Raw genomic sequence first — 24,325 nt, forward strand, 5'->3', positions numbered from 1 at the left:
TGGGCGGTTTTTTTCGCGCTCAACCCGCCTCGGCACATCCGGCCATGGTGGGGGATACTATAAAACACTGAAAAAAGCGTTTGACTCGACTCGCTCACAAGAAATAAAACAGTAAAAATGCTATGGTCACTCATGGCAGACGCACCCAGGTCTGCGAGGGAGCACCCACAGCACGTCGCAAAGCCGCAATCGACGCTTCGCATCAGCCGATGCGACTGGCGTACGGTGAGCCGCGCAGGGAAGCTGACGTTGCTGGATGCCGACTGATTCGGGCACGTTCAAGCCCTGTGAAAAACGACGGACATAGATGCAGCTATCAATACGTGATGCCAGCCGATTCGTGATCGGCGCCGGGTTAATGCGCCAGAAAGCCATCGAGGCCTCGGGCAACCCGGCAATTAGTTTTGAGAACGTAGCGCAAGCCGCACTGCGCGAAGGCCCCGACGGCCAGAAAATCCGGCAAACCATCGACACGCTGGCTGACCAGGAATCGGCCTGGCTGCGCAATACGCCGCCTCACACCCTGAACTCCGATCGGGTCATGCAGAGCCGGGCAGCCGAAATCAGCGCATTCACAGCCATCCACCGCGCCGTGATCAGCACCGTGGCCTTCGACGCGGCCCCACAAGCCGAAAAAGGCGCCGCCGAAACCGAACTTCGCCAATCGCTGCTGCATGTACTCGAAGCGATCGACAACACGCCCGGCTCACGGGCCGACCGTGAAGGGCTGCTGAGCAATCTGCGCGATCAGGTGGTTGCGGTAGCGGGCGACGGCGACTTCATGAAGCGCGCGCTGCGCGACAGTGAACAGGCGTACCTGGCCGCCGACCTGGACAAGACATTTGCCCGTTACGCCAATCCATCGCTGTCACGCAGCGAGGGCCTCGACGACTACAGCATGTAAGGACGCACGCCATGCCGAGCGCACAGGATTTCCAGAGCTTCACAGCCTCCGTATTCCCCTCTCAAGCGGCGGAGATCGTCATTGACAAGCAGCCTGTTCTGGCCGATTACGGCCGAGAGCTGCGCAGCGCCATCAACCAGCTCCCACCCGAAGCGACCCGAACGCTGCTCAGCGAGTATGGCGGCGCGACTGCGCAGGTCGTCACCTCGATCGAGGACGCCATTCTGCTGCGCGAGTTTGCGCACGAGCGTGCCGCTCAACAGGCGGACCTCAGCCAGGAATGGCTGAACGCCGCAGACAGGCACGGCCCCGGCATCAATGAGGCAGCGGTGGCGGCTGACGATACATGGAACATGGCGCCATGACCGCCCTCGGCACCTGAGTGGCGCAGCAAACGCAGGCAAGTACCCCGCAGCATGGAAGATGATGGGCAACCACCTCCACACTGCGGGACTGGGCTTGCCGGCGATCAACTGCGCAGCAAGCCCACTGGCAGCGCTAGCGTGCAGCCGCCGAGAACTGCCGGGAGTGGTCCTTGCAGCCCATCGATGCCACCGTGAAGCGCACTTCATAACGCGAATAGTCGCCAGCTGAAATGTTCGAAGGCCGAGGGCCTTTATCGACGGCCTTGCTGTACCCAAGCACCGCCTCACAGGCAATCAACTCACCAATCTGGGTGTTGAGCTCTGCCACTCGCTTGCGCATGCCCTGCGCGAAGCCAGCATCGTCCAGCACCACCGGCGTGCGCTCGGGCGTGGTGACCAAGTCTGCATACTGCCCATCGGCAGCACCCATGAAGCTCACGCGAATGGAGATGTTGCCGTTGCGATCAACGCGCGGATACCCGGCAAAACGGACCTTGAACTGGTTGATCGGCGCTAGCTGGCTGACGGTTCGGCCGGCCACTCTTTCCCAGTAGGCATTGGACGGGTTGGCAGGGTCATAGGCAGGCACGCCCCTGTCGTACGGTTTGCCCGCCATGCGCAGTTGCTCCTGGCGCAAGAAATAGCCGTCGCGGCAGGTTTTGCTGATTTTTGCATCCATGGGCTGGCCCGACTTCGCGCTGTACAGCATGGCTGCGGCACATTCGAAGTCGTATTGCCCGTTCAGGTACAGGTACTCGCCACTGTTGAGGGGGCTCAGGCTGTAGTTGAGATCCAGCCCACCACTGCCCGCGCCACCTGCGATCCCGGTCACGACGCCAGTAGGCATCAACGAGGCCAGGGAATTGGCGGCCTCATCGGAAAAGCGAATCTTGGTAGTCCCGTCCGGCATCTTCTCGGTGGTTACACAGCCCGCCATGGCCACAGCGGCCAGAATAGGCAGGATGAGTGTGCACTTGGTCATGCTCGTATCCTTACTTGTGAATTCTGCTTGAGCGCGATCAGAAGAATCGCCCCATGTCTTGCTGCTGAACTTTCGCCTGCTGGGTCTGCTGCAGTTGCTGCACCACATCACCTGGGCGCATCTCGACAGGCTCGCCACAAGGCTCACCGACATCGATCACGTAGCCGTCACGCACATTCACATGCACGAACCGAACGAACTTGGCGCGCGCCATGAGCGCACGCTTGCTGCTCTCATCAACAAAAATGCCGAGCGACAAGGGCGGCATGCGGGCATCCATGAAGCTGACGCCTTCGACCGACAGGTACAGGCGATCGGAGACGTAAGCGGCCTGGAAAGGCATGTGAGCAGCCCAGGCCGCCTCGAATGGCTGAACACCCACATACAGGGTGTCGCCCTCCAGCGCATAACTGAAACGCCCACTTTGCATGGGCGAAAGCAACATCACGCGCTCATGCCGGGGATGACGCAGCACTTCGTCCCGCTTGAAGTTCGCCGTCCAACGCAGAAAGTTGGCGTAGGCCACCACTTGCCTGGCAGCCCGCGTTACCCGTGCCCGCTCTTCTGCGCTGATTGCCGGCCCCACATCCTTTTGGCCCTGGATACCCATCTGCATCAGTCCTCGTGCTTTTTGCGTTTTTCCAGCATGCCGAAGAAGTCATCAAGGATCTTGTTCAACATCTTCTGCGGCGTGTGGCCGAAGTTTTTCGCATGTTCGGAAACGCGCTCATGGTTGTCATTGCGCAAGGTGTAAGAGTTTGACGGGTCCTTTTTCCGATTGCGGAAGGAAATAAGCCCCGACCGGCGCGCCATCGACATCATGCGCTCGTAATCCGTGTGCGAGATGTTGAACTTCTTGCGGATATCGACCTTGGTCAGCCGCTCATCCGCCTTCATCAACCGCACACTTTCCAGCATCAGGTTATGCAACTGGTTCAACCGCACCAGGTGGTTGAAGCCACTGTCGATCTGCCCACGCTCTACTGCACCGCGATCGGTGTCGGGGCGGGCCAACCCGCTCGAAAGGTTCTTCAGCACGACTTCATCGGACAGATCGAGCGGGTTTCGGTTCTTCTTCGTTTCTTTAAAGTCGGGCGACTCGCCGCTCAGGTAGTACACCGAGCCTTGTTTGGCGATTTCCACTTCCAGGAAAGAACACGCCACCATGAAAATGTCTTCGGTGCAGAGCTTGCGCGAGACGCCTTGCTGAATGGCTTCGCGGCTCAGCGCCTCACCCGCGGCGCGCATGGCGGCGTGGGTATGCTTGGTCCGCTGAATGTCCTGGACCATGTTGAAATACGACTTCAACGGCAGCACCTTGTCAGACAAGTTGACCAAGGGGTGCAACTCTTTGACGGTATCTGCCAGTACATCCGGCGAGGGGACCAGCAGCGACCTCAGGCCTTGGGCAAGGGATAATAATTTAGCCCCGTCTTTTACTTCATTCGCTGGTCGCATATACGTACCTAAAGGTTCTCCAATCCAAAATAGTCTTCAAGTGCTGGCGGGCGCAGAACCCCGCTCAAGCAGAACAGCAGACGAAGGCTTCACGAGCATCGCCTGCTTATCTCCAATCCTGGAAAAGATCCTCCTTCGGCACCTGCCTAGCAGCGAAGATGGGAGCAATTGAGATCATTGCGGTGCCAGGCATCCGAGGTCTCCGCCCTGCCCTGGGTCAAGCCCCATGGACTGCAGCGTCTGCTTGGTCAGCTCGACCTGCGCCTTGATCGACTCGGGATCGTTCGCCATCTGCTGCGCGACAGCATTTTCAATCGGCGACTGACTGGAAGCAAGATGTGACAGAGTCGACAATACGGCAATGACCAGAACCGGCGGCACGACCCACGCCAATACCGCCTTGCGCCGGCGTGACCGGGCCTGGCGCTCTGCGTCGCTGGCGGCCTGCTCGCGCAGCGCCTTGCGTGACGGCTGGGGCGCTGCAGCGTGGTACTGCGCACTCGCCACAGCCGGCTGCAAGGTCTCCGGCTGCACGCTAACCTTTTGCGCTTCTTCACGCTGGAAGTAGTCGTTCAGGGCCTCGTTCAAACATTCCGAAAGCGCCTGGCGCACCTGATAGGCAACCAGTGCCGGGTCGATGTGGGTGAGCGCGCCCTTGCGATCCGCCTCGGCATGGAACACCAACTGCAGGGCAGCCAGCTCGTAGCTCGACAACACGTCGGCATCATCCTGGATCGCCAGGCTGACACTTCCCGTCAGCATGCGCCGGTGCCCATCGTCTTCAGCGGCGTCCAGCCCTGCCACCACCAGGGACAGCTGCTTGAACGCCTTGGGGATGCGCACGGTGCGGGTAGCCCGCAGCGCGTCATGTGGGCTCTGGCTGTCGAACACCACCAACAAGTGCTCGGCCGAGCCGAAGAGGCGGATGCTGGGGTCGAATTCGAAGTTCGGGGCTTTGGCTTTCATGTACTTTGCTCCTTAAAGTTTTCCAAAGATGTCTTCAAGCACGACGGCCTGCGAAAGGCCCGTCATCATCCTTGGCTTCCCTGTGCGGTGGTCGACGAAGAAGGCAGCCGGGACACCCGCTTGCTCCTTGCCGTTGTTTTCGAATGCTGCGTACAGAAACGCCAGGTTGGTGCTCAGCTGCTCCACCGTCTCCGGCGAAGGCTCGGAGCGAATCTGTTCGTGCTTGCCGAGCACCCGCTCAAGCGTGCGCTGGTCCTTGGCCTGCAGGATCGTGGCAGCAAGCGGCACGCCATCTGCCGGGTTGCCCAGCGCAGCCGACGGGATCCACTTGATGGTGTGGCCCTTTGCCGCGTAAGCCCTTGTTAAGTTGTACGCCTCGCGACAATACGGGCAGCGTGGGTCAATGATGATGTAGACGGTATCGCCGATACTGCCATCGCCTTCCTTGACGCCCGCCAGCGAGTCAACCGTCTTCATCGACTCAGGTACCGCGCCCTGGTATTTACCGTCCATGGCTGCAGCTTCCCGCACGTTCGTGGCTTCAACCGGCGACATCTGCGGCGCGGCCGGTGCAGCGGCTACGGGCTGGCTTGCCGGGCGAGTGTTGTTCAGCTGGGCCACACCCGGCAGGAAGGCGTCGGATATGTTCGCGCCTGTTTCAGCATTCCAGGCCACCCCGGTGAACAGCACCGAGGAATCCGGCGTGCTGAACAGCACCACTTGGTGGCCGTTCTTTTCCACGGTCCAGGCAGTCAAGCCGCCCAGGCCGACAGGGCGGGCGTTGACGATGCGGCCGTAGCGCGATACCCGCTGCGCAGTCAGGTCATCGAGTGGCTGTTGCGCAGGGTTTGCCGCAACGGCACCTTGAGCGGTGATGAAGGAAGAGAGGTCTGCCGTTTGAGCAGGGTCGGCATGGGCGGCTGAAACCCCCGCCGCAAGCGCCGCCAACACGGCTACAGGTCTTGCAATCATACCTTTCATGGCTCGATGTCCTTATTAATAATCCAATACGACCGTATTCTAACAAAAAAGTAGAACTTGGCACCAAAAAAACAAAAAAGGGCCATCTTTAAAGAGGGCCCTTTAGTGGTACCGATACGCTCAAGGCCGCAGCGTCAGGGCGCACCCTCAGCAAGTGCTGCCGCCTGGGCCGCAGCATGCTTCTCTTGTTGCACTGCCTCGTAGCGCTTCTTGTCGGCATCCAGGTACTTGTACGCCGACATGGCTTGCTCAAGGCCGTTAACCGCCTTGTCGAGCTGAGGCTCTGCCAGCGACATACCCGCTTTGCACTCGTAAAGAAAGTGCGACAGGATCCCCGGCGCCTCCGGGAAGCCCGCCTGGCGCCCGATGGTCTGCAGGGCGTACCACATGTCCCGATCAAAGAAACGCAACCAGCGCATCTCCGCCGGTGGCAATACCCCCAGGCGCCGGGCCTGGAAGAACATGGCGAAAATGATGGTTCTGACAAACGCATGGGCGTGCAGGATCGCGCTTGCGTTAGGGTGCTTGATGTACTTCTGAATGATCGCCCGCGGCACTTCCAGTGGCACTTCAGGTTTCAACCACGCATAAGGGTCGGGCGCGCCCTGCCCCTTGCTGCCCTTGCCCGAAGGCGCTTTGAACTGGTCCCAGCACCAGGCAATCATGTAATCACTGTCGGCCATGGCCGCCTTGAAGGCGGCGTCGTCCAGGGCAGCATCCGTGGCAACCACACGAGGGAGCGCGATGGCCACCAGCAGGGTTTCGGCAGGGGTCAGGTTACCCACCCGGGTCCAGTGCTGGCCCAACTGACGACGCATCACCTCGGTGGCTTTTTCACGATCCAGGGTCGGCGCCCAGCTGCGGTCCGCCTGCTCTGCCCACCCGCTGATCAGCAGGTGCTCATAGGCAAACTGGCGGGATGTCTGCGACATGCCGAATACCGGATGATCAAGCGGCTGAGCAATCAGGTCGAGTTCCGCGAACATACGCAGGTGCGGGTACTGCGCCTTGCTCTCTTGCACATAACTCTTGATGTTGTGCGTCTTGGTGAATTTGAGTTTGGGGTGGGTCTTGTTGATGCGGATGAACATGCGCACCGACAGCACCACCATCACCACAAGCAGGAACCCGTTCACCACCAGGGAAGACGAGGTGATTTCACTCCATGCCACCGTCGAAAAATCGCGCTGGCAGGCGCCGACAATACCGTCCGGCGCACACATCCGCCCGACCCATTGGTTGATCGAAGCAATACCCGGAAGCGCCGCGAATTCGCCCGCAACGCTCAACAGCCAGAGCTCCACGTAACGGATGTAGACATAGACAGTCGCAATCTTGTCATGGGCGAAAGACCACGCGCCCCAGCCCCCCAGGTACAGCACCAGAATGATGCCGATGAGCACGGCGGGGTCATCCCAGGTAAAGCTTCTTTGCCCACCGCCTTGCTGTTTCATTCAACGCCTCCCTGGGCCAAAAATGCCTTCACACCCGCAACGCCGCCACGCCATGTGCCGGCCCTGTGCAGCGTACTTTCTACCTGACCAGCTCTTTGAGAATGTTGTGCGTGGTGCGCACCCGCCCTACCAGGAAAACCCCGGCCTGGCGAAACACCGCGCGCACGGTCATTTTTTTCACGACTTCGATGTAGACCAGGCCGAACGTCATGCACAGCGCCAACGGCAGCAGAAACTTCCACAACGCTGGCACCAGCAGCAACATCAACCAAGGCAAGGCGGCGCTTGCGTTGATGACGAAAAAGCGTGCCGGTGGCGCGCTTCTGCTCCAGTGGTACCGTCCCTTTGCCATAACCCCTCCAAAATCTCGTTTGCAATGCCATTACAGGGCGCTTCCCGCTCAACCGTGCCGCAGATCGCGGGCGGTCGACTCGCTGATCAAACCTGCTGCCAGCAGGCGATCTGCTTCAGCAGCAAAGGTATGCCCTTCCTCACGCACGAATTCGGCGACCCGCTGGGTCACACGGCCCATGTCGGTCAAGTCCATCAAGGTGTCGCGTACCTGCTCGGTGAACCGCAGCCAGGAACGGGCCGCCGTACGCTTGCCATCCACCGTGGGCACGAGCTTCTGCGCCATCATGAACCGGCTGGTATCGACCAGGTCGTAAATCGCGGTCGCCCGCTCCTGTTCGGGGAAGCGGGAGATCATCCTGCGCATGATCGCCGCGACATCCTTGGCGTGAACCGTGCCGAACACCGGGTGGCCTGTCAGCGACAGCTCGACCGCCGCCCGAATGGTTTCCTGGTCACGCAATTCACCGATCACACACAGGCCGGGCGCACGCCGCATGGCCTCGCGGTTGGCCCTGTAGAAGTCTTTGAAGTGCGTAGGGATCTGCGACTGCACGAAAATCGAATGCTTGCTCTGAATCTTTTCGTACGTAAATTCGATGGGCTCTTCGTGGCTGATCAGGTTGCCCTTGATCGGCGTGTCATTTTCAAGAATGAAGCGGTTGATGGCGGCAAAGGTGGTGGTCTTGCCATGACCGGTCGCCCCCGCGATATACACGATGCCGTCACGCGGCGTGGCCATCCTCACGATGTCTTCGCTCAGGCCTACGTCCTGAATTCGCGGTGGGTCGTCGGGGATCGCCCGGATGACGATCTGGCAGGACGTATCGCCATGGCAGGCAATGGGCGAGGCGTTAACCCGGTAGGCATACCGCAGCCGAGCACCGCGGGCATCCTTGCGCTGCGGGTCGAACAACTCGTAGCGCTCGTTGACCGCAGTACCGGACACGATATCGGTGGTGGCTGTGTCGCGGTTGGCGGCCATCTTGAGCAGCTCGTTGACCTCCCCGACATCCAGCGCACGGCGGGTGACCGCATACAGACGGCCGTACTTCTTCACCACGACCGGCAATGCGGGCTGAATGAAGATGTCGCTGACGCCATGGCTCAGCGTTTCCAGCATCATCGCCTTGAACTGCTCGGCACGGTCGAAGCGAAAGGGGTCTTCATAACTGGTCAGCCGTTCCAGGCGCTCGATCATCGCACCGGGTTCCAGCATCATCACGTCATCGTGAAAGTCCTGCTTCATTGCGGCCCGCCTTCACTGCCCGAAGGCTGGGTGCGCAGCTCACCACCACCGGGCACGGCAAATGCCTTGGCCGCACCGGGCTGGCTGGAAACACCAGGCGCCGGCGCCGGGCTGGGTGCACGCGGTGCCGGCGGCCTGCGCACAGGGTCGGCTGCGGTCGACGTTGCAATCGAACTGCGCCATACATTCATGTTGTCGTTGAACTGCGGCAACGCGGTGATGCGCAGCAGGGTCTCGTCCACCGCCATGGTCTGCCCCTCTTTGGTGACAGGGATCGCGGCACCGGAAATGATCGGCATCGTGATCTGGCCGTGGCGGGCGAACGTGCTGAAACGGCGCATGCCATCGATGTCGCGGTTCATCCGGTCGAAACCATAGGTCAGCATCAGGTTGGCCTGCTCGACGCCTTGCTTCCAACCGTCACGGACGGCCAGTTTCCACACGCGTTCTTCTTCGTCCGAGCGTGGCATCAGCGCCGACACCAGGGACGTGCGGTCCATGGCGGGCAGCGGGAAGCTCAGGTACTCGCGCCAGCTTGGCGGGACCGACGAAAAGCGTGCCTGCGACTCGATCTTGTAGGACGCGCCCGAAAGGCGAAGCGTGTAGTCACCGTCCTGGTTGTACAGATCGCGCGCCTCGGTGATCACCGGCGGCACCACACGGTCCTGGATCATCAGGTTGCTGAAGTCGTAGACCGTATCGAACTCACGCTCGCGCTCCTTCAGTGCCTTGTTGATGTTGGTCAGCTGCCACGCCAGGCCAGCCTTTACCCCCACCTGCAATGCCGCATCGAGAATGGCCTCGCCGCGGGCCGCCGAGGCCTGGTTCTTCTCGTCACGCATGGCTTCCACGGCCGACCTGGCATCACCGGCGTCACCCTGCTGCTGAACATAAGCCGGCTTGTCGTAAAGGCGCTCAGCGTCTTCGAGGGTCATCGGGGGCATGTCCATCGCCATGTTCAGCCCCTCCCCAAAGCCAGCGGTACAGGCTTGTAGATCAGGCGCAGCGTGTTGGTGCTCTTGTCGAGTACCACATCGGCGCCGGTGTCGATCTGCACGCCCACATCCTTGAGCACGTTAATGGGCGTGGCTTTACGCACCCAGATGTTGATCGGCTTGAGGTCCACGCGCTTGCCGCTTTCGACATAGGCATAGCCATAGCGGCTGGCGAACGTCTGCAACAGCTCCTGGGGCTTGCCGATGAAGTCGATATCCACCTGGTCGGTGTCGACCGCAGCCTGCCTGGAGGCCGCTTTGACGCGGTCGGCCGTCAGCGACGAAACATAGTTGTGCTGCGAGTTGACCGCCACGGCCACCTTGTCCGCGATGATGCGGCTGGCAAAGGCCTCGGTGTCATCGGTGGTCGGTTTGGCAGAGCTTGCGCACCCACCCAGCACAAACAGCGCAAGCAGCATGCCCCCAGCCTTGCAGCCGCCGCGTGCACCCATGAGCATTCCTTTCATGTAAAAACTCCTGAAGTTGTCATTCTGATCGACCCGGCGTGCCCTACGCTCAAGCGCTTCGGGCACTGGCGGTGGCCTGTTCTACTGGTAGCTCACCACGTACTGGGCGTGGCGCTGCTGTTCGAGGTACTTGCCCCATTTCACCGCGAGCGGAATCAGGCCTTTCTTGTAGATGTCGTTGAATTTTTTGGTACGGGAATGGTAATTGGCAGCGCGGGTCCAGAAATCCTGACCGTTTCTTTCGTCGAGCTTCTGACGCAGCAGCCATGCTGCCAATTCCGCGTTGTAACAGCCCCGCCAGGCGACATCGGACTTGGTGATTGCCGGGTATGAGGCGAACACGCCTTTCGGGCCCCAATGGGTGGTGTTGATCTGGAAGTGGCCAAGGTCGAAAGTGCCGTTGCTGTTCGAGACACTCTGCCCGTTCTTGCCACTTTCCTTGCTGGAAATGGCCAGCAGCACATTGGCAGGTACGCCTTGGCGCTGGGCTGCCTGAACGACACATTCGATGTCCGCCGGCCGCACGGCATAAAAGTCGTCCGCCTGGGCCAACGCGGGCCACAGCGTCAACGGGACGACTACGCGGTACAACCACTTGCCGGCCATGCTCAGATGATCCACTTCTGGTGCTGGAACCAGAACCAGAATGCCCCTTCGACGAACAACTGCCCTGTCGAAACCTGCCAGCAGCGGTAGGACTTCTTCATGCCGAAGACCCACAGCGCGAAGCCGATCGACAGCCAGTTCAGGGCCACCATCACGCCCGCGCCGGTTGCGAGCATGTAGATAAACCCGAGGATGGCGACAACGCTGGCGATGAAAAACGCCCTGGAATGCAACCGGTGGTTGCGAGCGATGCGGTCGATCTCATCGCGCTCGATGGTCGTCAGCTGTTCTTTGACCCGCTCGTTGCGATAGCGCGCGGCGTGATCCCGGACCTTCTTGACGTCATCCTCTTCGAACAACGCAAAGTCGCAGTTGTTGCAGCCCCAGCTGTGCAGTACGCGGATCTTGCCCTTGGGGCTTTGTTCAAGCTCCTGGTGATCGCCTTCGGCCTTGAGCAGCACACCCCGCTCGCACTCCGGGCAGGCGGGGCTGAAATTCGACTGCCACAGCGACTTGATGTGCTGGTTGCCCATGCGCAGCTGGTTTACGCCCAACGCCGCCATCGGCATTTTGATGAACGCGTACTTCGCTACTTTCTTCCCTGTGCTGAACAGCCCCATCGCCTCACCATAGCATGCAGAAATTCTAGTTTCTGATTATCTGTCAGATTTATATCGTCGTCAATTTATGACACAACCATCAAACAGCTTCCGACCAACGGGTTGCCACTTAGCTGTCTGGCTGCCCCTTGATCAACTCACGGCATCGCGCATCCAGGTCACTCAACTGTTTGCGTACCCCAGCCACGCCGAGTGCTTCAGGCTCGGGCGCGATGACATAGGCCGTTTCGCGGGCGATGGCATCGCAGGTAGTCTGGATCCGCTCCTGCGCGGCCCATTTGTCGGACAACGATTCAAAGCCCTCGCCGGCCGCCATCAGCTGCATGTCGAGCAACTGCTGCGGCTCGGCAATGGCCAATTCACCCTCCCACGCCGCGTCCAATACCTTTTCATCCGGGGCGGCAACCACCGGCGCCACTGCCGTCTCAGCGATCATGTCCGCCACGGCCAGCAGGCTTGCTTCGATCGACGCCTGGCTCAGCGGGTCAGGCTGCGGCGTGGGTGCAGGCGCAACAGCAACTTGCGCCACGGCCTCAGGCGCTGGCGTTACCGGCAAGGGCGCAGCGGCCGGTGGCTTTTGCAAACTGCCCGACAGATATGCCCCAAGTACAGCGAACGAGGTGTCCAGGCGGCCAAGCACAGGCCGGTCGGCATCTGCATAGTTATGCTCGAAGGCGCTGTGCATGCGAGCAAAGGTCGGGTCGCCCTTCACCACCGAGCGCACCCGCTTGGCGAATGAGCCGTCTTTCAGGCTGTCGACAAACGCCTTGCGCGACGCCCTGCTCTGAGGCAGGTCCGAAGGCTCTGGCGGCTCGACAGGGATGAAGTCGTTGATCCGCATTTCTTTGGGTGCAGGGCCAGCGGTGTAGAAGCCAAGGCCACGGATAAGCGCCACGCCACCGGTTTTGCCATTCTGCGATTTCTTGCCGATCAGGAACGTGAATTCGCCGTTTTCCTGCATGGCGACGTCGTCGTAGTTCAACCGGCTACGCTGCTCGATCGCGACATTGTCGGACTGTCGCAGTTTTTCATTGGCGCCCCCCGGCGAGCGCTCGAAATTACCTACCATGGCCTGCGAAGACTCCGCCGCCGCACCCTGCACGCGCCGCCAGGTCTCGGACTCGGTACCCGAAGTCAGTCGGCCGACGGCCCGGATATTGGTGTTTTCCCAGGTGGCATCGGCTTCTTCGGCACTGGATTTTTTAAGCGAAGAGAAGTCCTGCGCGGCAAACGTCACGCTGAAGCCCAGGCTGCGCGCCTGGGCCGGGGCCACCGCGAAGCCGACCACGGCGTAATAGCCGTATTCATCGAGGATGGTATAGAACGGGAACTCCGAGCCCGTGGGGCGGCTGTCGATGATTTCGCGCACAACCCCTTCAACCCGGTTACCCAGGCAGCCGGCCATCATCTGCTTGATGCTGCCGACGATCATCTTGCCGAGCATGCGCATGCTGTCCGGTGCCCGCTCCAGTGCAGGCAGCAGCACCACCAGCAGCCGTCGGTTGATCACCACATCGTAGAAATCGACATCGCCGACCCGGGTCTTGAAGATGTGCCCATAGTTGAACGTCAGGTCGTTGAAGATCCGCCCCAGCTGCATCACGATGTAACCGTGCTGTTCGAGGGTCTTGGTTTCCTGCTTCTTCAACTTGGCTTTCTGATAGCCCGGCAGCGTCAGCAGGTACGAGCGCAACGGTGCGACGATGACATCGAACATGTCGCCGTATTTGCCACCGTGCTCCCACACCAGTTCTTCGATGATGTTCAGCTCGAAGTATTCCAGGTACTTCTCTGGCGACAGGTTGATGTGCCCCTTGTCACGCAGGTAGGTCAGTGGCCGGGTCAACGCCGCCACGAACATGATTGCGCGGCCTTTCCACATGTCGCCGCCACCGCCCGAGTCATCCATCAGCGAGACGATCAGCTCGATCAACATGCCGGACGAGGTGTTCCCCATCATGTTCATGTTGTTGGTGACCTTGTCGACCTGCTTCTCCACGAAGTCGCGGCCAGAGGTGATGAAGTTGATGATCAACAGGTCATCTTCACGCCCCAGGTAGCGCGACAGGCGGAATATTTCCTTCTGCAGCTTGGGGTCGCCCTTGCCATCGACATAGATGAAGCCCGTGTTCTGTACCAGTGCGTTGAACACGATGCCCAGCAACAGCTCGGTGTTATGGGTGACCAGGCTGTCGTCGGTGATGTACAGGTGGTGTGGGTGATCGATCTCGATGCACTGGCACTGCGCCTGGCCGGCAGCGGTGACTTTCCAGACCTCTGCCCAACCGTCGAACTTGGCCGTACCGCGCTTCTTGCGCACCTTCGGCAGCATCACCACGACGCCACGGGCCATCAGCGCCCGAATGGCATCGGTGGTCACGGTATGGGCTTGTTCAGTGCCGTCCGGTTCGCGGCTGAGGACGCGCCACAGGTGGTCGCCGGTCGCCTGGGCACGGCGGCCGTCGCGCGTGGCGATGGTCCAGATCGGCTGGATGCCCTGCTCGATCACCCGCAACACAGCGGCGTGCTTGCCATCGGGTGTGCACACGCTATCGCCCACCTTGACCTGGCCCATCGCAACCCAGCCCTTCGGCGTGAGTACCTTGGCATGCTTGGGCTGAGGCTTGCCAGAACCGGTGGTGCCCAGTACCAGCTGGTGCGTCCTCAGGTCACTGTCGCCGGCGTAGATCTGCTCTTTGGTTTCCAGGTCGTTGCCGAAGAGGGTGACACCCTCGCCCTTCTTCTTGCCCTTGTAGGAACCATCGTTGACATCCGCCAGCTTTGGCACCCGGTACGGGAAATCGAACGCCCGGTTATCCACCGCCACGAACTTGCGCTTGAAGGCCCAGGCCAGCAGCAACAGCAGCTCACCCGAAAAAGGCACCTTGATCAGTACCAGGGCCAGGATCGGCAACGCGAACGTACCGAACACCGCACCTTCGGCAGATTGAAAGAAGTCACTGAAGCGCTGCCCGGCCAGGCGAGTATCTTTGCGCCGCCGGCTGCTGCTGACTTCATGCTGACGGGATGCGCCCTTGTACTGAGCCATCTGTCGCCCCCTTAAACCACGTCTTCGAATGCACTGGCGCTGATGTAGTCAGCGACCAAATCCTTGGCGATCCGCGCAATCACGGACTGCTCCATGTCGTCATCGACAAACTCGACGTCCTTGAACGTTTCGCGCTTGAGCCGCTCGACCATGTCCTTGCAGCCCCCTGACGGGAAGCGTCGGGCAAGCAGCGCCAACGCATCCGGGCGCGGCATATGCTCATAGAGCATGGTGCGCAGCTTGCGGTCTTCGGCGGTGGTGGTCAGTGCCCAGAGCCGCATCGGCCCGGCAGACATGGTGAACAGCTGGCTGTAACTGGCGTTCTTGGTCTCGAAACGCGCCAGGAACGTACAGCCGTGCTTGTTCGCACCGTGGACGAAATTGACCAGCGCATGTTCTTCGGTATCGGAAAGGCCAATGTTCTTGCGGAGCCAGTCGCGGGTTTCCTTGGTGCCCGAGTCGAGGATGAACGTGGCCGTGGCGATCTTGGTGAGCGGGCCGAAGTCCTCCATCAACTGGGAAGCCAGGATGATTTCCATGTTCCACTTTCGCGCCTCACGGCCGTCGGTCTGCATCTGTTCCTGAAGCCCGGAGTGGCCGCCAGTCTTGTGGAACTCGTCCATGCACATGACCTTGTATTCGTCTACCAGGTCGGCGACCAGACGCTCGTAGAACGGCAGGTACTTCTCGGTGAAGAAGGGGAAGTCCTCTTTCGAGAAGGCCACCTTTTTCATGAAGCACTGGCGAGCGATCATGTACATCAGTGCAGTCTGCTTCTTGGCCGAAGCAGAGCCCTGCAGCGCAACGTCCTGCAGGTCGAGGGCAACGATGCGGGCACTGCCCACGTCGAAGCGGGTGTGGTCGGAGAACACCGGGAAGTCGCCGACTGATTCGCGAATGCCGAGGATGAAGGCATCGACCAGGCTGCGCCCCACCTCGCCAGAGCCTTCGTATTCGGCGCGAACCTCTTCGGTCGATGCCACCGCTACCAGATCATTGAGGGTCGGCACCGCATAGCGCTGGGTCACCTCGGCTTCGTACACCATGCCGGCGTCGAACATCGCATCGACCAGTTCCCAGTAGGTGGTGGCAGGAAGAATGCGGAAGCCCAGCTGCGCCACCGCCGTGTCCACCACGTCGTTGTGCCCGGGCTTGTAGGTCTCCGGGCTGGCCCGCTCGATCTTGTCGTCCTTGCGTCGGTAGGCCAGGTCGACCATGCGCCCCACAAAGTTGCTCATCCCTTCGTAAGGTTTTTCGCGCTCGGGCGGCGTCACCAGGATGGTCAGGAAGTTCTTGTTGAACTCACGGTCCTTTGGCAGTGGATAACGCTGGCCCAGCGGCGTATCAAGCGGGTTGATGCAGTCCTTTCTGGCGTTCTGCAAACGTTTGTACACCACCAGGTGATGAAGCCTGGGTGGCAGGTTGTCGCGAACCAGGTCGCAGAAGCCGGACGAGGAAATCCCGATATCGGTAATGCCGATGTAGGGCAGGCCCGTCAGGCCCGGCATCAGGCAGGACTCGAAATGGTTGTTGTTCATCAACACCGATTTGCCCGAACCCGGCTTGCCGGCGATCAAGGTGATCCATGTGGTCTGCTGGGACGAGAAGCGCTGATACTTGAGGATCTTGCCATCCAGGCTACGGTAGATGGTCGACCCCTCCTGGAACGGCGACGCGGGCCGGGTCAGCGGCAGCATGGCCACCGCATCGCCCAGCGGCGCGGCCGCAGGGTCGCCGAGGTGCTTGGTGGTCAAGGCCAGGCAGTTGGACTGGAACGCCTGCATCGGGTTGCCGGTACGCTCGATGAATACCGGTTGCCCCCATGCCTCCAGGGTGCGCCACAGCTTCGATTTGCGCAGCGCAAGTTCCTTCACGCCTTTCTCGTCGGGGCTGGACCAGGTCATCGCGGCAATTTGCAGCTTTACCATGCACTCGCCGTCGCGCACACGCTCGCGCAGTTCTTTGGTGGCCAGGTTGATGTTGCGGTTCTGTTCGGAGGTGACCGAAAGCAGTTGGGCAAACAGGCTTTTCCAGGCCAGCACACTCATGCCATCGGAAGACAGCATGATCGACATGGAGTACGGCAAGGCCCTGGACACGCCGTTTTCCTGGGTTTCTGCACGGTTGAGGCTGTTGAACAGGGTATTGAAGTACTGCGGCTCTGCCGGCGGAATCGACATCAGCAAAGGCGCATACACCCGCGAGCCGACCCTGACGCTGGTGGGGTCTGGCAGCAGGCTTGTGCGTTGCCCACTGCCAATTTCGCCAGAGGTGACCATGATCTGGCTGGGCAGCGTGGGGTACATGAACTCCGACTTGTCATTGCTGCGGTTGTTGGCCTTCCAGCGCATCGGGATTGCGCTGCCAGGAATATAAGGCTTCCAGCTACGCGGAGTAATGTCGGGGTTCACCTTGGCACGGATTGCGCGAATCGCTTCGCTGACGTCGAGCACATCGGCCGAGCAGCCGAACTCGGGGGACGTCAGGTCCTCGGTAATCTTGGCGACGAAGGAAAGGTGGCGATCCTTGAGGTAGGAGATGGGGCGCAGCAGGTTCTGCGCCTCGGCGGTAGCGGGCCAGTCCGAGGCTTTTCTGAACTCGTTGGTGGCTTCGCGGGCCATCGTCTTTTCAGTCTGGTCAAGCAGCGCGGGCCGCGACCAGAACACCAGGTAGCATTCTTCGTCATACACATACTGCGCGTACTTTTTTACCCCTTCATTGATCAGGTGGCGTACGTTCAGGTTCAGCCGCTCGGCGGTAGCCGCCTGCTGCAAGGCGTTCTGCTCCAGCGGCGCGGTGGCATCCAGGTCACGGCTGAAGACAATCTGCAGGTGATGGCCGCGCACCTTGAAGTACACGGCAAGCGATGCTTCCAGCAAGCTCACGAGCCGTTCGAACTGTTCGCGACCCAGCACGCTCTTGGTGCCGTTGAAGCGCACGATTGAAGCCAGCGAACCGTCGTTGGCGACGATGGACTGCCCACCATCGACCGTCTCCAGGTCGCAGTAGTCCTGCACGTCTGCTTTGAGCTGGCTCAGAACCGTCAGGATCACCGCCTCGAGTTTGTTAAACATGTCCTTGTTCTCCCTTGATAACGTTCTCAACGGCGAGGCTGATCAGCTCTGCGTTCGGGTGCATTAAGCAAAATGCTTGAATAGTTGGCCGGTCAATGCAGACCAACTGTCGGGCAAAAACAGCGCGCGGTTATGCGTTGCGTAGTATTCAAGTTGCCCGTCCTTGAATGCGCGCTTGGTGGGAAACAGGCGCAGCGGGGCCAGCCACTCACCACGCCTGGCGTATTCCTCATCACTGACCAGGTGCTTGCTGGCGAGTGTTTCTGCCACGCCAAGCACGGTGATCAGTTCACCGCCATACACTTCCTTGAGGGTGTCGCTGCCACGAAACTTGAACGCCGCCAGCAGGCTGGCCAGTTTCTCATTGACGGCCACATCGCCCAGTAATTCGTTCACGTAAATACAACGGGCAATAAGGTTGATTTCGGTCTGCGTCAACTCCTGAACGGCCACGAAAAAGCCCGTGTTGTTCATGGCACACGCGCCCAGGTGATGCACCTGGCGGCACAAGTTGCACGCAGTGACGAGATTCTCTTTGCTGCAGTTTTCGGCATTGCCATCCAGCGCGTGAAGTTCCTGAAACTTGGCAGACTTGAAACCACAGAAGCGGCAGGTGTAATTGTCGCGCTGCCACACGGCCGTGCGAAGTTTGGCGTTCGCTTCACTCAGCAACGTGCGTTGGTCATCGTCGGAGCGCCAAAGCGGTCGACGCACACCAAATACCGGCTGGTTGGCAGTACGGCTGAGATAGCCACTTGCCAGGGTGGGGACATTGACGGCCTTGTTCTCAGGAGAGGGTTGTTCGCTCACGTCTGAAATCCCCGAAACGGTTATTGAGAATGCGGGGCATTGCGCCCCGCGCTACGGTAGGCGGCGCGCAGCCTTAGCCGACGGTGGTGTTGCGCATGATCCACATCACGGTACCGACACCCGCCATCAAGCCGCCGATGAACAGGCCGACGATGGCGGACAGTGGCTTTTCACGCTCGTCCTTGGAAGCTTTCCACAGGGTGTAAAGCGACATGGCCACGACCACGAAGCCACCAATCGACACCAGGGAGATCAGCAGCGTGGCACCGCCCTGGGCGGTGTCGTCGATGTTGGTCATGACATCGCTGGCCGTCTTGCCGCCAGAGGTATCCTGGGTCAGGTCGGTCTTGGTGATGGCGAATGCCGATGGCGCGGTCAGGGCGCCGACAGCAGCGGTAATTGCGCGAACTTTGGCCGAATCGTAAGCAGCTTTAAGGGTTTTGAGTGCTTTCATGAGTGACGCTCCTTGGGTTTCATAGTGCGTGAAGCCGTTACGACCACGGCGTGAAAAGTCCAACCAGATTGAATCCGATTGTGTTGTTGAGTACATCGCTGAACCATTTGAAGTTCCACGCCAAGATGCCGCCAATAATCCACCCACTGGCAGTACCCAAGCCGGCTTGCGTTTGATTGTTGTAATAACCGTTAACCGTCAACCAGCCTTTCACCATGGCAATGAAACCGACCACTTGCATGATGCCCAACAGGGCCAGCGTTGCCAGTTGTGCTTGCGCTTGCAACGTGCTCCCGGAAGAGGAATAAGACAGCATGCGCGAGTTGGCATAATCGCCTGTCAACGTGCGCGACATGATACCCATCCACTCCAGTGTGCCGATGGCCAGTAAAATCGAGCCAATGACCAATTGCACACACGCTGAACCGACGGAAAACCGCTGGCGCCCGGCAACATACTTCAATGCGTTGTCGTGGGTAACGCCCCAAATTTCCACCAACGCAGCAGAGGTCAGGTAAAGCCCGATAAGCGCGGCAATACCCTGGCACATCATGATCGCCGTCGGTATGACTTTACCGATGTTGACCATCACATCTACGAGATCGGCATATCCGGCTGCCATGTGTATTTCCCTATTTAAAGCGCGGGCGCGGTGACCACGATGCCACTGTTGCCATCCACCGCGAGTACATTCAGTTCACGCTGTACAGGCGGCAATCTTTCGCCGGCTTTTACGCTGTCTTCACGCTCGCCGCTCTTGACCCAGGCGCGGTGCCCGACAATCGCCTGCACCTTGTAGCCACTGGACTGCGGGATTGCATGGCCGCCTTTGGCAAGCCCTTGCGCCGGGGTGGCTACCGGGGCCTTGCGCGGCGGCTTGACGATGTCTACCCGCTGACGGCTCGCCTCGAAATAGTCCATGCGCTGGTTCAGCCCAGAGAGGGTGCTATCCAGCTGCTTGATCTGGTTGAGCAGCAGCTGGGTATTGTGCTGGGATTCCTGACGCACGATCTTCAGCTGTTTCTCACTGTTCTGCTGGGCCTCGAGGGCGGCTTGCGCCTGCTCCTTGGACTTGGCCAACTCAATGCTCAGCACATCCATCCGCGGCTGTTGCGCAGCCTGCGCCTGGGCTGGCGTCATGCGCTTGGCTTTGGCGGGCGACGACGACACCTTCATCACCATCACGGCGATGAGGATGAGGGCCACGAAGCTGCCGGCAAAAACGCCTAAAAGTTTTCCGAACGACCAGTTCTTCATGTCGAACTCCTTATCGAGATTGATCGTGAACGTCTTGCAGGAAGAACAGGCCAAAGCCCTTGTTCGCAGGCGTCGCGTAAGTAGCAGGCCGGTTGAACCCACGGCGCACTTCCGAGGCGATGGAGGTACCCAGCTCACCAACCGACATGCCGATAACCTGCTTGGAGGAAGGCTCGGTGGTGGTCTGGGCCACTACGCCGCTCGGGCTGATGACCGTGGTGCCCGCCGTCTGCTGGTAGGCCCGGCCGTAACCGGACAGCAGCGAGGCAGCGCCCAGTGCAAAGTAGCGCTCCATGGTGTGGTGGTCCTTCGTCTCGGCAATGCCTTGCTTGGCATCGTCTTCGCGAAGCGCCACTGCACTGATACGCATGGTGGGGCGTGTGTCGTTTACCGGCGGCGCAAGAATGGTGAACTTGACGCGGATGTTGTCCGGCGCCTGCTCGATCTTGCCGATCAGTTTGGAGCCGTTCCACTTGCCGCCACGGATGGTTGCCAGGACATCGCCGCCGTCATCGGTGTTGACCTCGGCATCGAGCGTGGCATACATGATCGTGCCGGTCTTGATCAGCAATTCGCGGTCGGTATCGCCCACGGCCTCGATGGCGCTGGGGTCTTTCTTGTCCTTGGCGGTACGCGCCATAGCGCCCCCGTCGTCGGCCACAGCGCGCTCGGCCGGGTAGTAGCTGACCGTGCTGAAGCTGCTTTTTTCAGCAAACCCTTTGGCGCTTTCCGACTCGCCCATGAGCTGCTTGATCGACTTGAGCGTTTCGCTTTTCAGCTCGCTAACGTAGGCATCGCGCTCTTGGCGGGCCTTTTTCAGCTCTTCCTCCAGGCGCCGACGCTCCTGCTCCTCTACCTGGGCGTTGCCCGCACCACCTTGCTGGCGAGCCGCTAGCGCAGCGTTCGCCGCCTCTTCGCGGGGCGGTTGGCCGGCCCCGACATAGATCGGCGGCGGAGCACTGGTATCGTTGTAGGGTTGCCCAGGTACATTGAACTGCACCGCCTGATCGCGGGCGTAGTCCTTGCTGGTGGAGGCCACGATGTTGGGGTCGAAGCCCGGCTGATACGACATGCCGCGCTCGGCGGCCTGCTGAGCTTCCAGTGAGCTGCGCTGGTTGCGACGTTCGGCTTCGGCAGCCGAAATCGGATCGACCGACACTTCGGGCTGTGGCGCACGAGGCACATCGACCTTGGCCGTCTGGCCGACCGGCTCGTCCTTGGCGGTCATGCCGTTGTAGGCCAGCGCCCCCAACGCAACCACCACGATGCCAGCAGCAATCAGCGAGACCTTGCCAACACCCGAGCCGAACACGGCTTGCAGATTGCGCTGCATCTCGTTCGACTTGCGCGCCTTGTCCGACTTCCCGGCAGAGGCTTCGTCGCGATCGGCCACCAGGTGATCGTGCTCTTCATCAAAGCCTGCGTCACTGGGCGGTGTATTGTTCTCACTCATTGCAGATTCCCTTGCTCGATGAAGACGGTAACGGCTTGCCCACCGGTCGTGAACGTGACGCTGTTCTGCAAGCCGGCGTAGCGATACACGGCCACCCCAGTCGTGCTGCGCGCAGCGTTGGTGTACGCCGGGTACTGAGCGTCAGCCTTCGCTTTCACATACATGTTCTGGCGATAGCTCCAGGCCTCCACGCCATCCAACCCGGTCACCCTCAGGCGCAGCGCTTCCTTCGGCGGCACGCCATCGAGGAAGTAGGTCAGCGCATTGTCGATGCTTGGCATGTTCTGCAGGGCAACCGAGGCCGCAGCGTCAGGGTTGCGCCCTGGCACCTTGGCATCCACCCGCATGTCCACTTCCTCCTGGCCTGCGGCCAGAATCAGAATGATCGGGGTGGACAGGCCACGCAGGGTGACGGTCACGTTGCCGTAGGCAGCAGCAGTGGCTGGGTCCAGGGTCAGGATGTTGGTAGGCGTCACCCCGCCGCCCTGCCCCTGACCGCCTTGCGCACCGCGCTCGCGCCCATCGCTGAACAACTCACGGTTGATCGAGACGTTCTGGATCATCCACGGTTGCCCGGCATAGTCAGAGAACACGATCGATGATTGCTGGCCTTTGCTCAGGCGAACGATGGGCGGCGACACGCCCGGATCCAGGTTCAGTGCCAGGGTGCGAGTCACAGGCTTGGCCGGGCTGACGTAGGGCGTGGCTTTCTGTTTTTCACGATCGAGCCAGAGCTTTTTGACCAGCTCCAGTTGCGCAGGGGTCAGTTGCGAGTCCTGCACATCCTGAATGGTTTCGTTGACGACATCTTCCGGACGTGGGTAGACCACTTGAGCAGCGCTGGCTACTTGCCGACCGAGGCCGTTCATGGGCGGCAGGGGTGGCGCTTCATTGGCCTGCGCGGCATCGACTTGCCCGGCGCCATCGACGGTAACGGGCGCGATTTGCGGCTCGTTGGCAAACGCAGGCATGACAATAGCGCTCGCAATCAACGATGCGATCAGATGCTTCTTCATGGTCACTTCCTTGAGATATACGGCGACAGCTGAACAGAATCGACGGCGATCCCTTTGGTGTTAGTGGCCGAAGCCGGGATCTGAACGATGGTGACAGCCGCCAGGAAGTCCTGGCGCGAGCGCGCCTGCTGGTCACCACCGACATAGAATTCGATGGCGACAGGCACCTGTACCAGCCAGTAGTTCTGACCTGTTGCGAGCACACCGCTTTCTTCGACCTGGGCAACTTGAGTCGCCATGGCACGCAATATCATCCGGCCCTTGAGCACGCGCTCCAGGTTCCCCGAGTCGTCCAGCGTCTTCAGGAAGGCCTTGCGCCCGTCATCCGTGTACCAGCGGGCACCGGCGGCATTGAGGTTGGAGCGGTAATTCACATAGTCGTAGGAATACGAATTGACGACGGCGTCTTTGGCGTACTCAGCCAAGGTCGCAGGGGTGACCCGTGGGTTGCTTTCAGTCGAGACTTCACAGATGGCGTGGTTATCCGTGGTCGGGATCCAGCGGTACTTGGGGTACCAGAAAACGACGGCGCCGATGGTCAAGCCGAATACGCATGTGAGTGCCAACAGTTGGCCCCAGACGCGCTTGTTACGGCGCTTGAGGTCGAGGCACTCCAGCTGCAGACGCTTGACTTCCCGGACGGTAGCCGCTGCCTCCCCGGGCGTTTCGTCCAGCGCCAGCTCCAGCAGCTTCTCTTCATCGGTGCCCCGACGAGCTTCCGGCCCATCGCCACTCGGGGTTCCGTGCTGGGTTTCCTTACTCGACATTCCGGATTTCCCCTGTCGTTCCGTCGTAAATGCAAATCGAGTCGGTTCCGTCATAGAACACGACGTTTTCAAAATTCGTTTGTGTCACGAGCCAGATGGCGGCGACCGCTACACAGGGGAGCAAGGCCATGCAGGCCCACTCACCGACATCCAGCAGCACGCAGAGCATTCGGTTGTAGCGGCGCAGCGCGCGTACATCCACGTCTTCGCTGGACCTGCTGCCCCATGATGTTGTCGTTGACTCGAGTTCATCCATATCTCGCTCCGTGAGCAGCATTTTCAGCCAAAACTTAGAAAGGTGCAACACCGAAATTTTGACAGATAGGGACAATCCTTGCAATCCGCGACGTATTTTTGCACGCCTCTGTTACCCCTTCATAAACCCTCATGCCATTTCTGGACCACCCTTCATGACGCCTTGACCATGGAAAAGAAAGGGTTATCCATAGCTGCGCACTGCCGCTAAAAGGCAATAAATACCTGATTTCAAAGGGTTTTATTCATTGGCAAGGCCATAAGGTGCCGCACCCCTTAGGCGAGGAGGCGCACCATCAGAACACCACTTTGAAAAATGCGTGGCAGGACTAATCTTTCGATCTATACAGCCTGGTCATTCATGAGCGTTCAGAATGCCGGGCAGGCGACCGGGCAGCGCTGGCGCAAGGGCCAGGCCGACAGGATGGCGGGCAGGGTGAACAGCAGATTTCGCAACATATCCTCCATGACAGGCCTAGATCGTGGTCCAGACCTCTCCATAAACCCTGTACGGACACAGGGTATTTCGCGTTTAGAGTGTGATCGTTCAAGGCTTGAAGTTCGCCCTCGACCCGGTCTGTCCATCCTGCTTTCAAGCGCGCCTGGGGCCGCTACGATGGACCCTGCCGAGGGTCGGACGGCGATTTTCCACTATCCATTCACCTTTATGCGATAGGGGCCTTTTGCCATCAACTTGCTTGATTGACCCCTAGCCACCGCGAACGTTGCGTCGCAGCCCAAATTTTCTGGCTTAAATTGTTGGACGAGCGGGTAAAAATAATTGCATTACGC

General features: G+C 60.1%; 24 protein-coding genes. 2 read left to right on the forward strand and 22 right to left on the reverse strand.

Features of this window, described 5'->3' with window-relative positions:
- Positions 1-307: 307 nt before the first annotated feature.
- Together HU766_RS00510 and HU766_RS00515 are read left to right on the forward strand one after the other, a co-directional pair.
- Entirely contained in the window at positions 308-904 is a 597-nt protein-coding gene (locus tag HU766_RS00510; protein ID WP_095063825.1) for a hypothetical protein, read from the forward strand.
- A gap of 11 nt (positions 905-915) precedes the next feature.
- Positions 916-1,269 (forward strand): hypothetical protein, encoded by a 354-nt coding sequence (locus tag HU766_RS00515; RefSeq protein ID WP_095063826.1) that lies wholly within the window; start codon positions 916-918, stop codon positions 1,267-1,269.
- 133 nt (positions 1,270-1,402) lie between these two features.
- Here HU766_RS00515 and HU766_RS00520 read toward each other — a convergent pair whose 3' ends face one another.
- The 22 genes from HU766_RS00520 to HU766_RS00625 all read right to left on the reverse strand — a co-directional run bounded on the left by HU766_RS00520 (position 1,403) and on the right by HU766_RS00625 (position 23,534).
- The gene (locus tag HU766_RS00520) at positions 1,403-2,251 is read right to left on the reverse strand and encodes a hypothetical protein (RefSeq protein WP_186652623.1); all 849 of its coding nucleotides are present in this window, start codon (positions 2,249-2,251) and stop codon (positions 1,403-1,405) included.
- A gap of 37 nt (positions 2,252-2,288) precedes the next feature.
- Positions 2,289-2,867 carry a hypothetical protein gene (locus HU766_RS00525; RefSeq protein ID WP_238338537.1) on the reverse strand — a complete coding sequence of 193 codons (579 nt, stop codon included), beginning with the start codon at positions 2,865-2,867 and terminating at the stop codon, positions 2,289-2,291.
- Positions 2,867-3,709, reverse strand: coding sequence for a hypothetical protein (locus HU766_RS00530; protein ID WP_095063828.1), 843 nt, complete (start codon positions 3,707-3,709; stop codon positions 2,867-2,869). Before HU766_RS00530 ends, HU766_RS00525 begins: the two co-directional genes overlap by 1 nt.
- Positions 3,710-3,883: 174 nt before the next feature.
- Entirely contained in the window at positions 3,884-4,675 is a 792-nt protein-coding gene (locus HU766_RS00535; RefSeq protein WP_186652624.1) for a hypothetical protein, read from the reverse strand.
- Between the two features lie 12 nt (positions 4,676-4,687).
- Entirely contained in the window at positions 4,688-5,656 is a 969-nt protein-coding gene (locus HU766_RS00540; RefSeq protein ID WP_186652625.1) for a hypothetical protein, read from the reverse strand.
- A gap of 134 nt (positions 5,657-5,790) precedes the next feature.
- Positions 5,791-7,110, reverse strand: a complete 1,320-nt coding sequence (locus tag HU766_RS00545) for a type IV secretion protein (RefSeq protein ID WP_186652626.1) — start codon at positions 7,108-7,110, stop codon at positions 5,791-5,793.
- A 79-nt stretch (positions 7,111-7,189) separates the two neighbouring features.
- Positions 7,190-7,462 carry a hypothetical protein gene (locus HU766_RS00550; protein ID WP_095063832.1) on the reverse strand — a complete coding sequence of 91 codons (273 nt, stop codon included), beginning with the start codon at positions 7,460-7,462 and terminating at the stop codon, positions 7,190-7,192.
- 48 nt (positions 7,463-7,510) lie between these two features.
- A complete protein-coding gene (locus tag HU766_RS00555; protein WP_095063833.1) occupies positions 7,511-8,710 on the reverse strand; it encodes an ATPase, T2SS/T4P/T4SS family in 1,200 nt (399 codons plus the stop codon).
- Complete coding sequence (locus HU766_RS00560; protein WP_227696468.1) at positions 8,707-9,654, reverse strand: type IV secretory system conjugative DNA transfer family protein; 948 nt, start codon at positions 9,652-9,654, stop codon at positions 8,707-8,709. Before HU766_RS00560 ends, HU766_RS00555 begins: the two co-directional genes overlap by 4 nt.
- A 14-nt stretch (positions 9,655-9,668) precedes the next feature.
- Complete coding sequence (locus tag HU766_RS00565) at positions 9,669-10,172, reverse strand: DotD/TraH family lipoprotein (protein WP_238338538.1); 504 nt, start codon at positions 10,170-10,172, stop codon at positions 9,669-9,671.
- A gap of 81 nt (positions 10,173-10,253) precedes the next feature.
- Complete coding sequence (locus HU766_RS00570; RefSeq protein ID WP_227696470.1) at positions 10,254-10,778, reverse strand: transglycosylase SLT domain-containing protein; 525 nt, start codon at positions 10,776-10,778, stop codon at positions 10,254-10,256.
- A gap of 2 nt (positions 10,779-10,780) precedes the next feature.
- Positions 10,781-11,398, reverse strand: coding sequence for a hypothetical protein (locus HU766_RS00575; RefSeq protein ID WP_095063835.1), 618 nt, complete (start codon positions 11,396-11,398; stop codon positions 10,781-10,783).
- Positions 11,399-11,507: 109 nt separating this feature from the next.
- Complete coding sequence (locus HU766_RS00580) at positions 11,508-14,447, reverse strand: TraM recognition domain-containing protein (RefSeq protein ID WP_095063836.1); 2,940 nt, start codon at positions 14,445-14,447, stop codon at positions 11,508-11,510.
- 11 nt (positions 14,448-14,458) lie between these two features.
- Positions 14,459-17,521 (reverse strand): type IV secretion protein DotO, encoded by a 3,063-nt coding sequence (locus HU766_RS00585; protein WP_095063837.1) that lies wholly within the window; start codon positions 17,519-17,521, stop codon positions 14,459-14,461.
- A gap of 63 nt (positions 17,522-17,584) precedes the next feature.
- Positions 17,585-18,331: an HNH endonuclease gene (locus HU766_RS00590; RefSeq protein WP_095063838.1), complete on the reverse strand. Its 747-nt coding sequence runs from the start codon at positions 18,329-18,331 to the stop codon at positions 17,585-17,587.
- Positions 18,332-18,404: 73 nt separating this feature from the next.
- Positions 18,405-18,785, reverse strand: a complete 381-nt coding sequence (locus HU766_RS00595) for a hypothetical protein (RefSeq protein WP_095063839.1) — start codon at positions 18,783-18,785, stop codon at positions 18,405-18,407.
- A gap of 37 nt (positions 18,786-18,822) precedes the next feature.
- A complete protein-coding gene (locus tag HU766_RS00600) occupies positions 18,823-19,407 on the reverse strand; it encodes a type IV secretion protein DotIE (protein ID WP_095063840.1) in 585 nt (194 codons plus the stop codon).
- Positions 19,408-19,421: 14 nt separating this feature from the next.
- Positions 19,422-20,042: a type IV secretion protein DotF gene (locus HU766_RS00605; RefSeq protein ID WP_095063841.1), complete on the reverse strand. Its 621-nt coding sequence runs from the start codon at positions 20,040-20,042 to the stop codon at positions 19,422-19,424.
- Between the two features lie 10 nt (positions 20,043-20,052).
- Positions 20,053-21,495: a DotG/IcmE/VirB10 family protein gene (locus tag HU766_RS00610; RefSeq protein WP_186652627.1), complete on the reverse strand. Its 1,443-nt coding sequence runs from the start codon at positions 21,493-21,495 to the stop codon at positions 20,053-20,055.
- The gene (locus tag HU766_RS00615) at positions 21,492-22,511 is read right to left on the reverse strand and encodes a DotH/IcmK family type IV secretion protein (protein WP_186652628.1); all 1,020 of its coding nucleotides are present in this window, start codon (positions 22,509-22,511) and stop codon (positions 21,492-21,494) included. Before HU766_RS00615 ends, HU766_RS00610 begins: the two co-directional genes overlap by 4 nt.
- 2 nt (positions 22,512-22,513) lie before the next feature.
- A complete protein-coding gene (locus HU766_RS00620; protein ID WP_095063844.1) occupies positions 22,514-23,278 on the reverse strand; it encodes a DotI/IcmL family type IV secretion protein in 765 nt (254 codons plus the stop codon).
- Positions 23,268-23,534 carry a hypothetical protein gene (locus tag HU766_RS00625; protein WP_095063969.1) on the reverse strand — a complete coding sequence of 89 codons (267 nt, stop codon included), beginning with the start codon at positions 23,532-23,534 and terminating at the stop codon, positions 23,268-23,270. The genes HU766_RS00620 and HU766_RS00625 overlap by 11 nt, the downstream gene beginning before the upstream one ends.
- Between the last annotated feature and the right edge of the window lie 791 nt (positions 23,535-24,325).

Origin of the sequence: Pseudomonas sp. SWRI77, assembly GCF_014269105.1 — a bacterium.
Taxonomy (GTDB): Bacteria; Pseudomonadota; Gammaproteobacteria; order Pseudomonadales; family Pseudomonadaceae; genus Aquipseudomonas; species Aquipseudomonas capeferrum.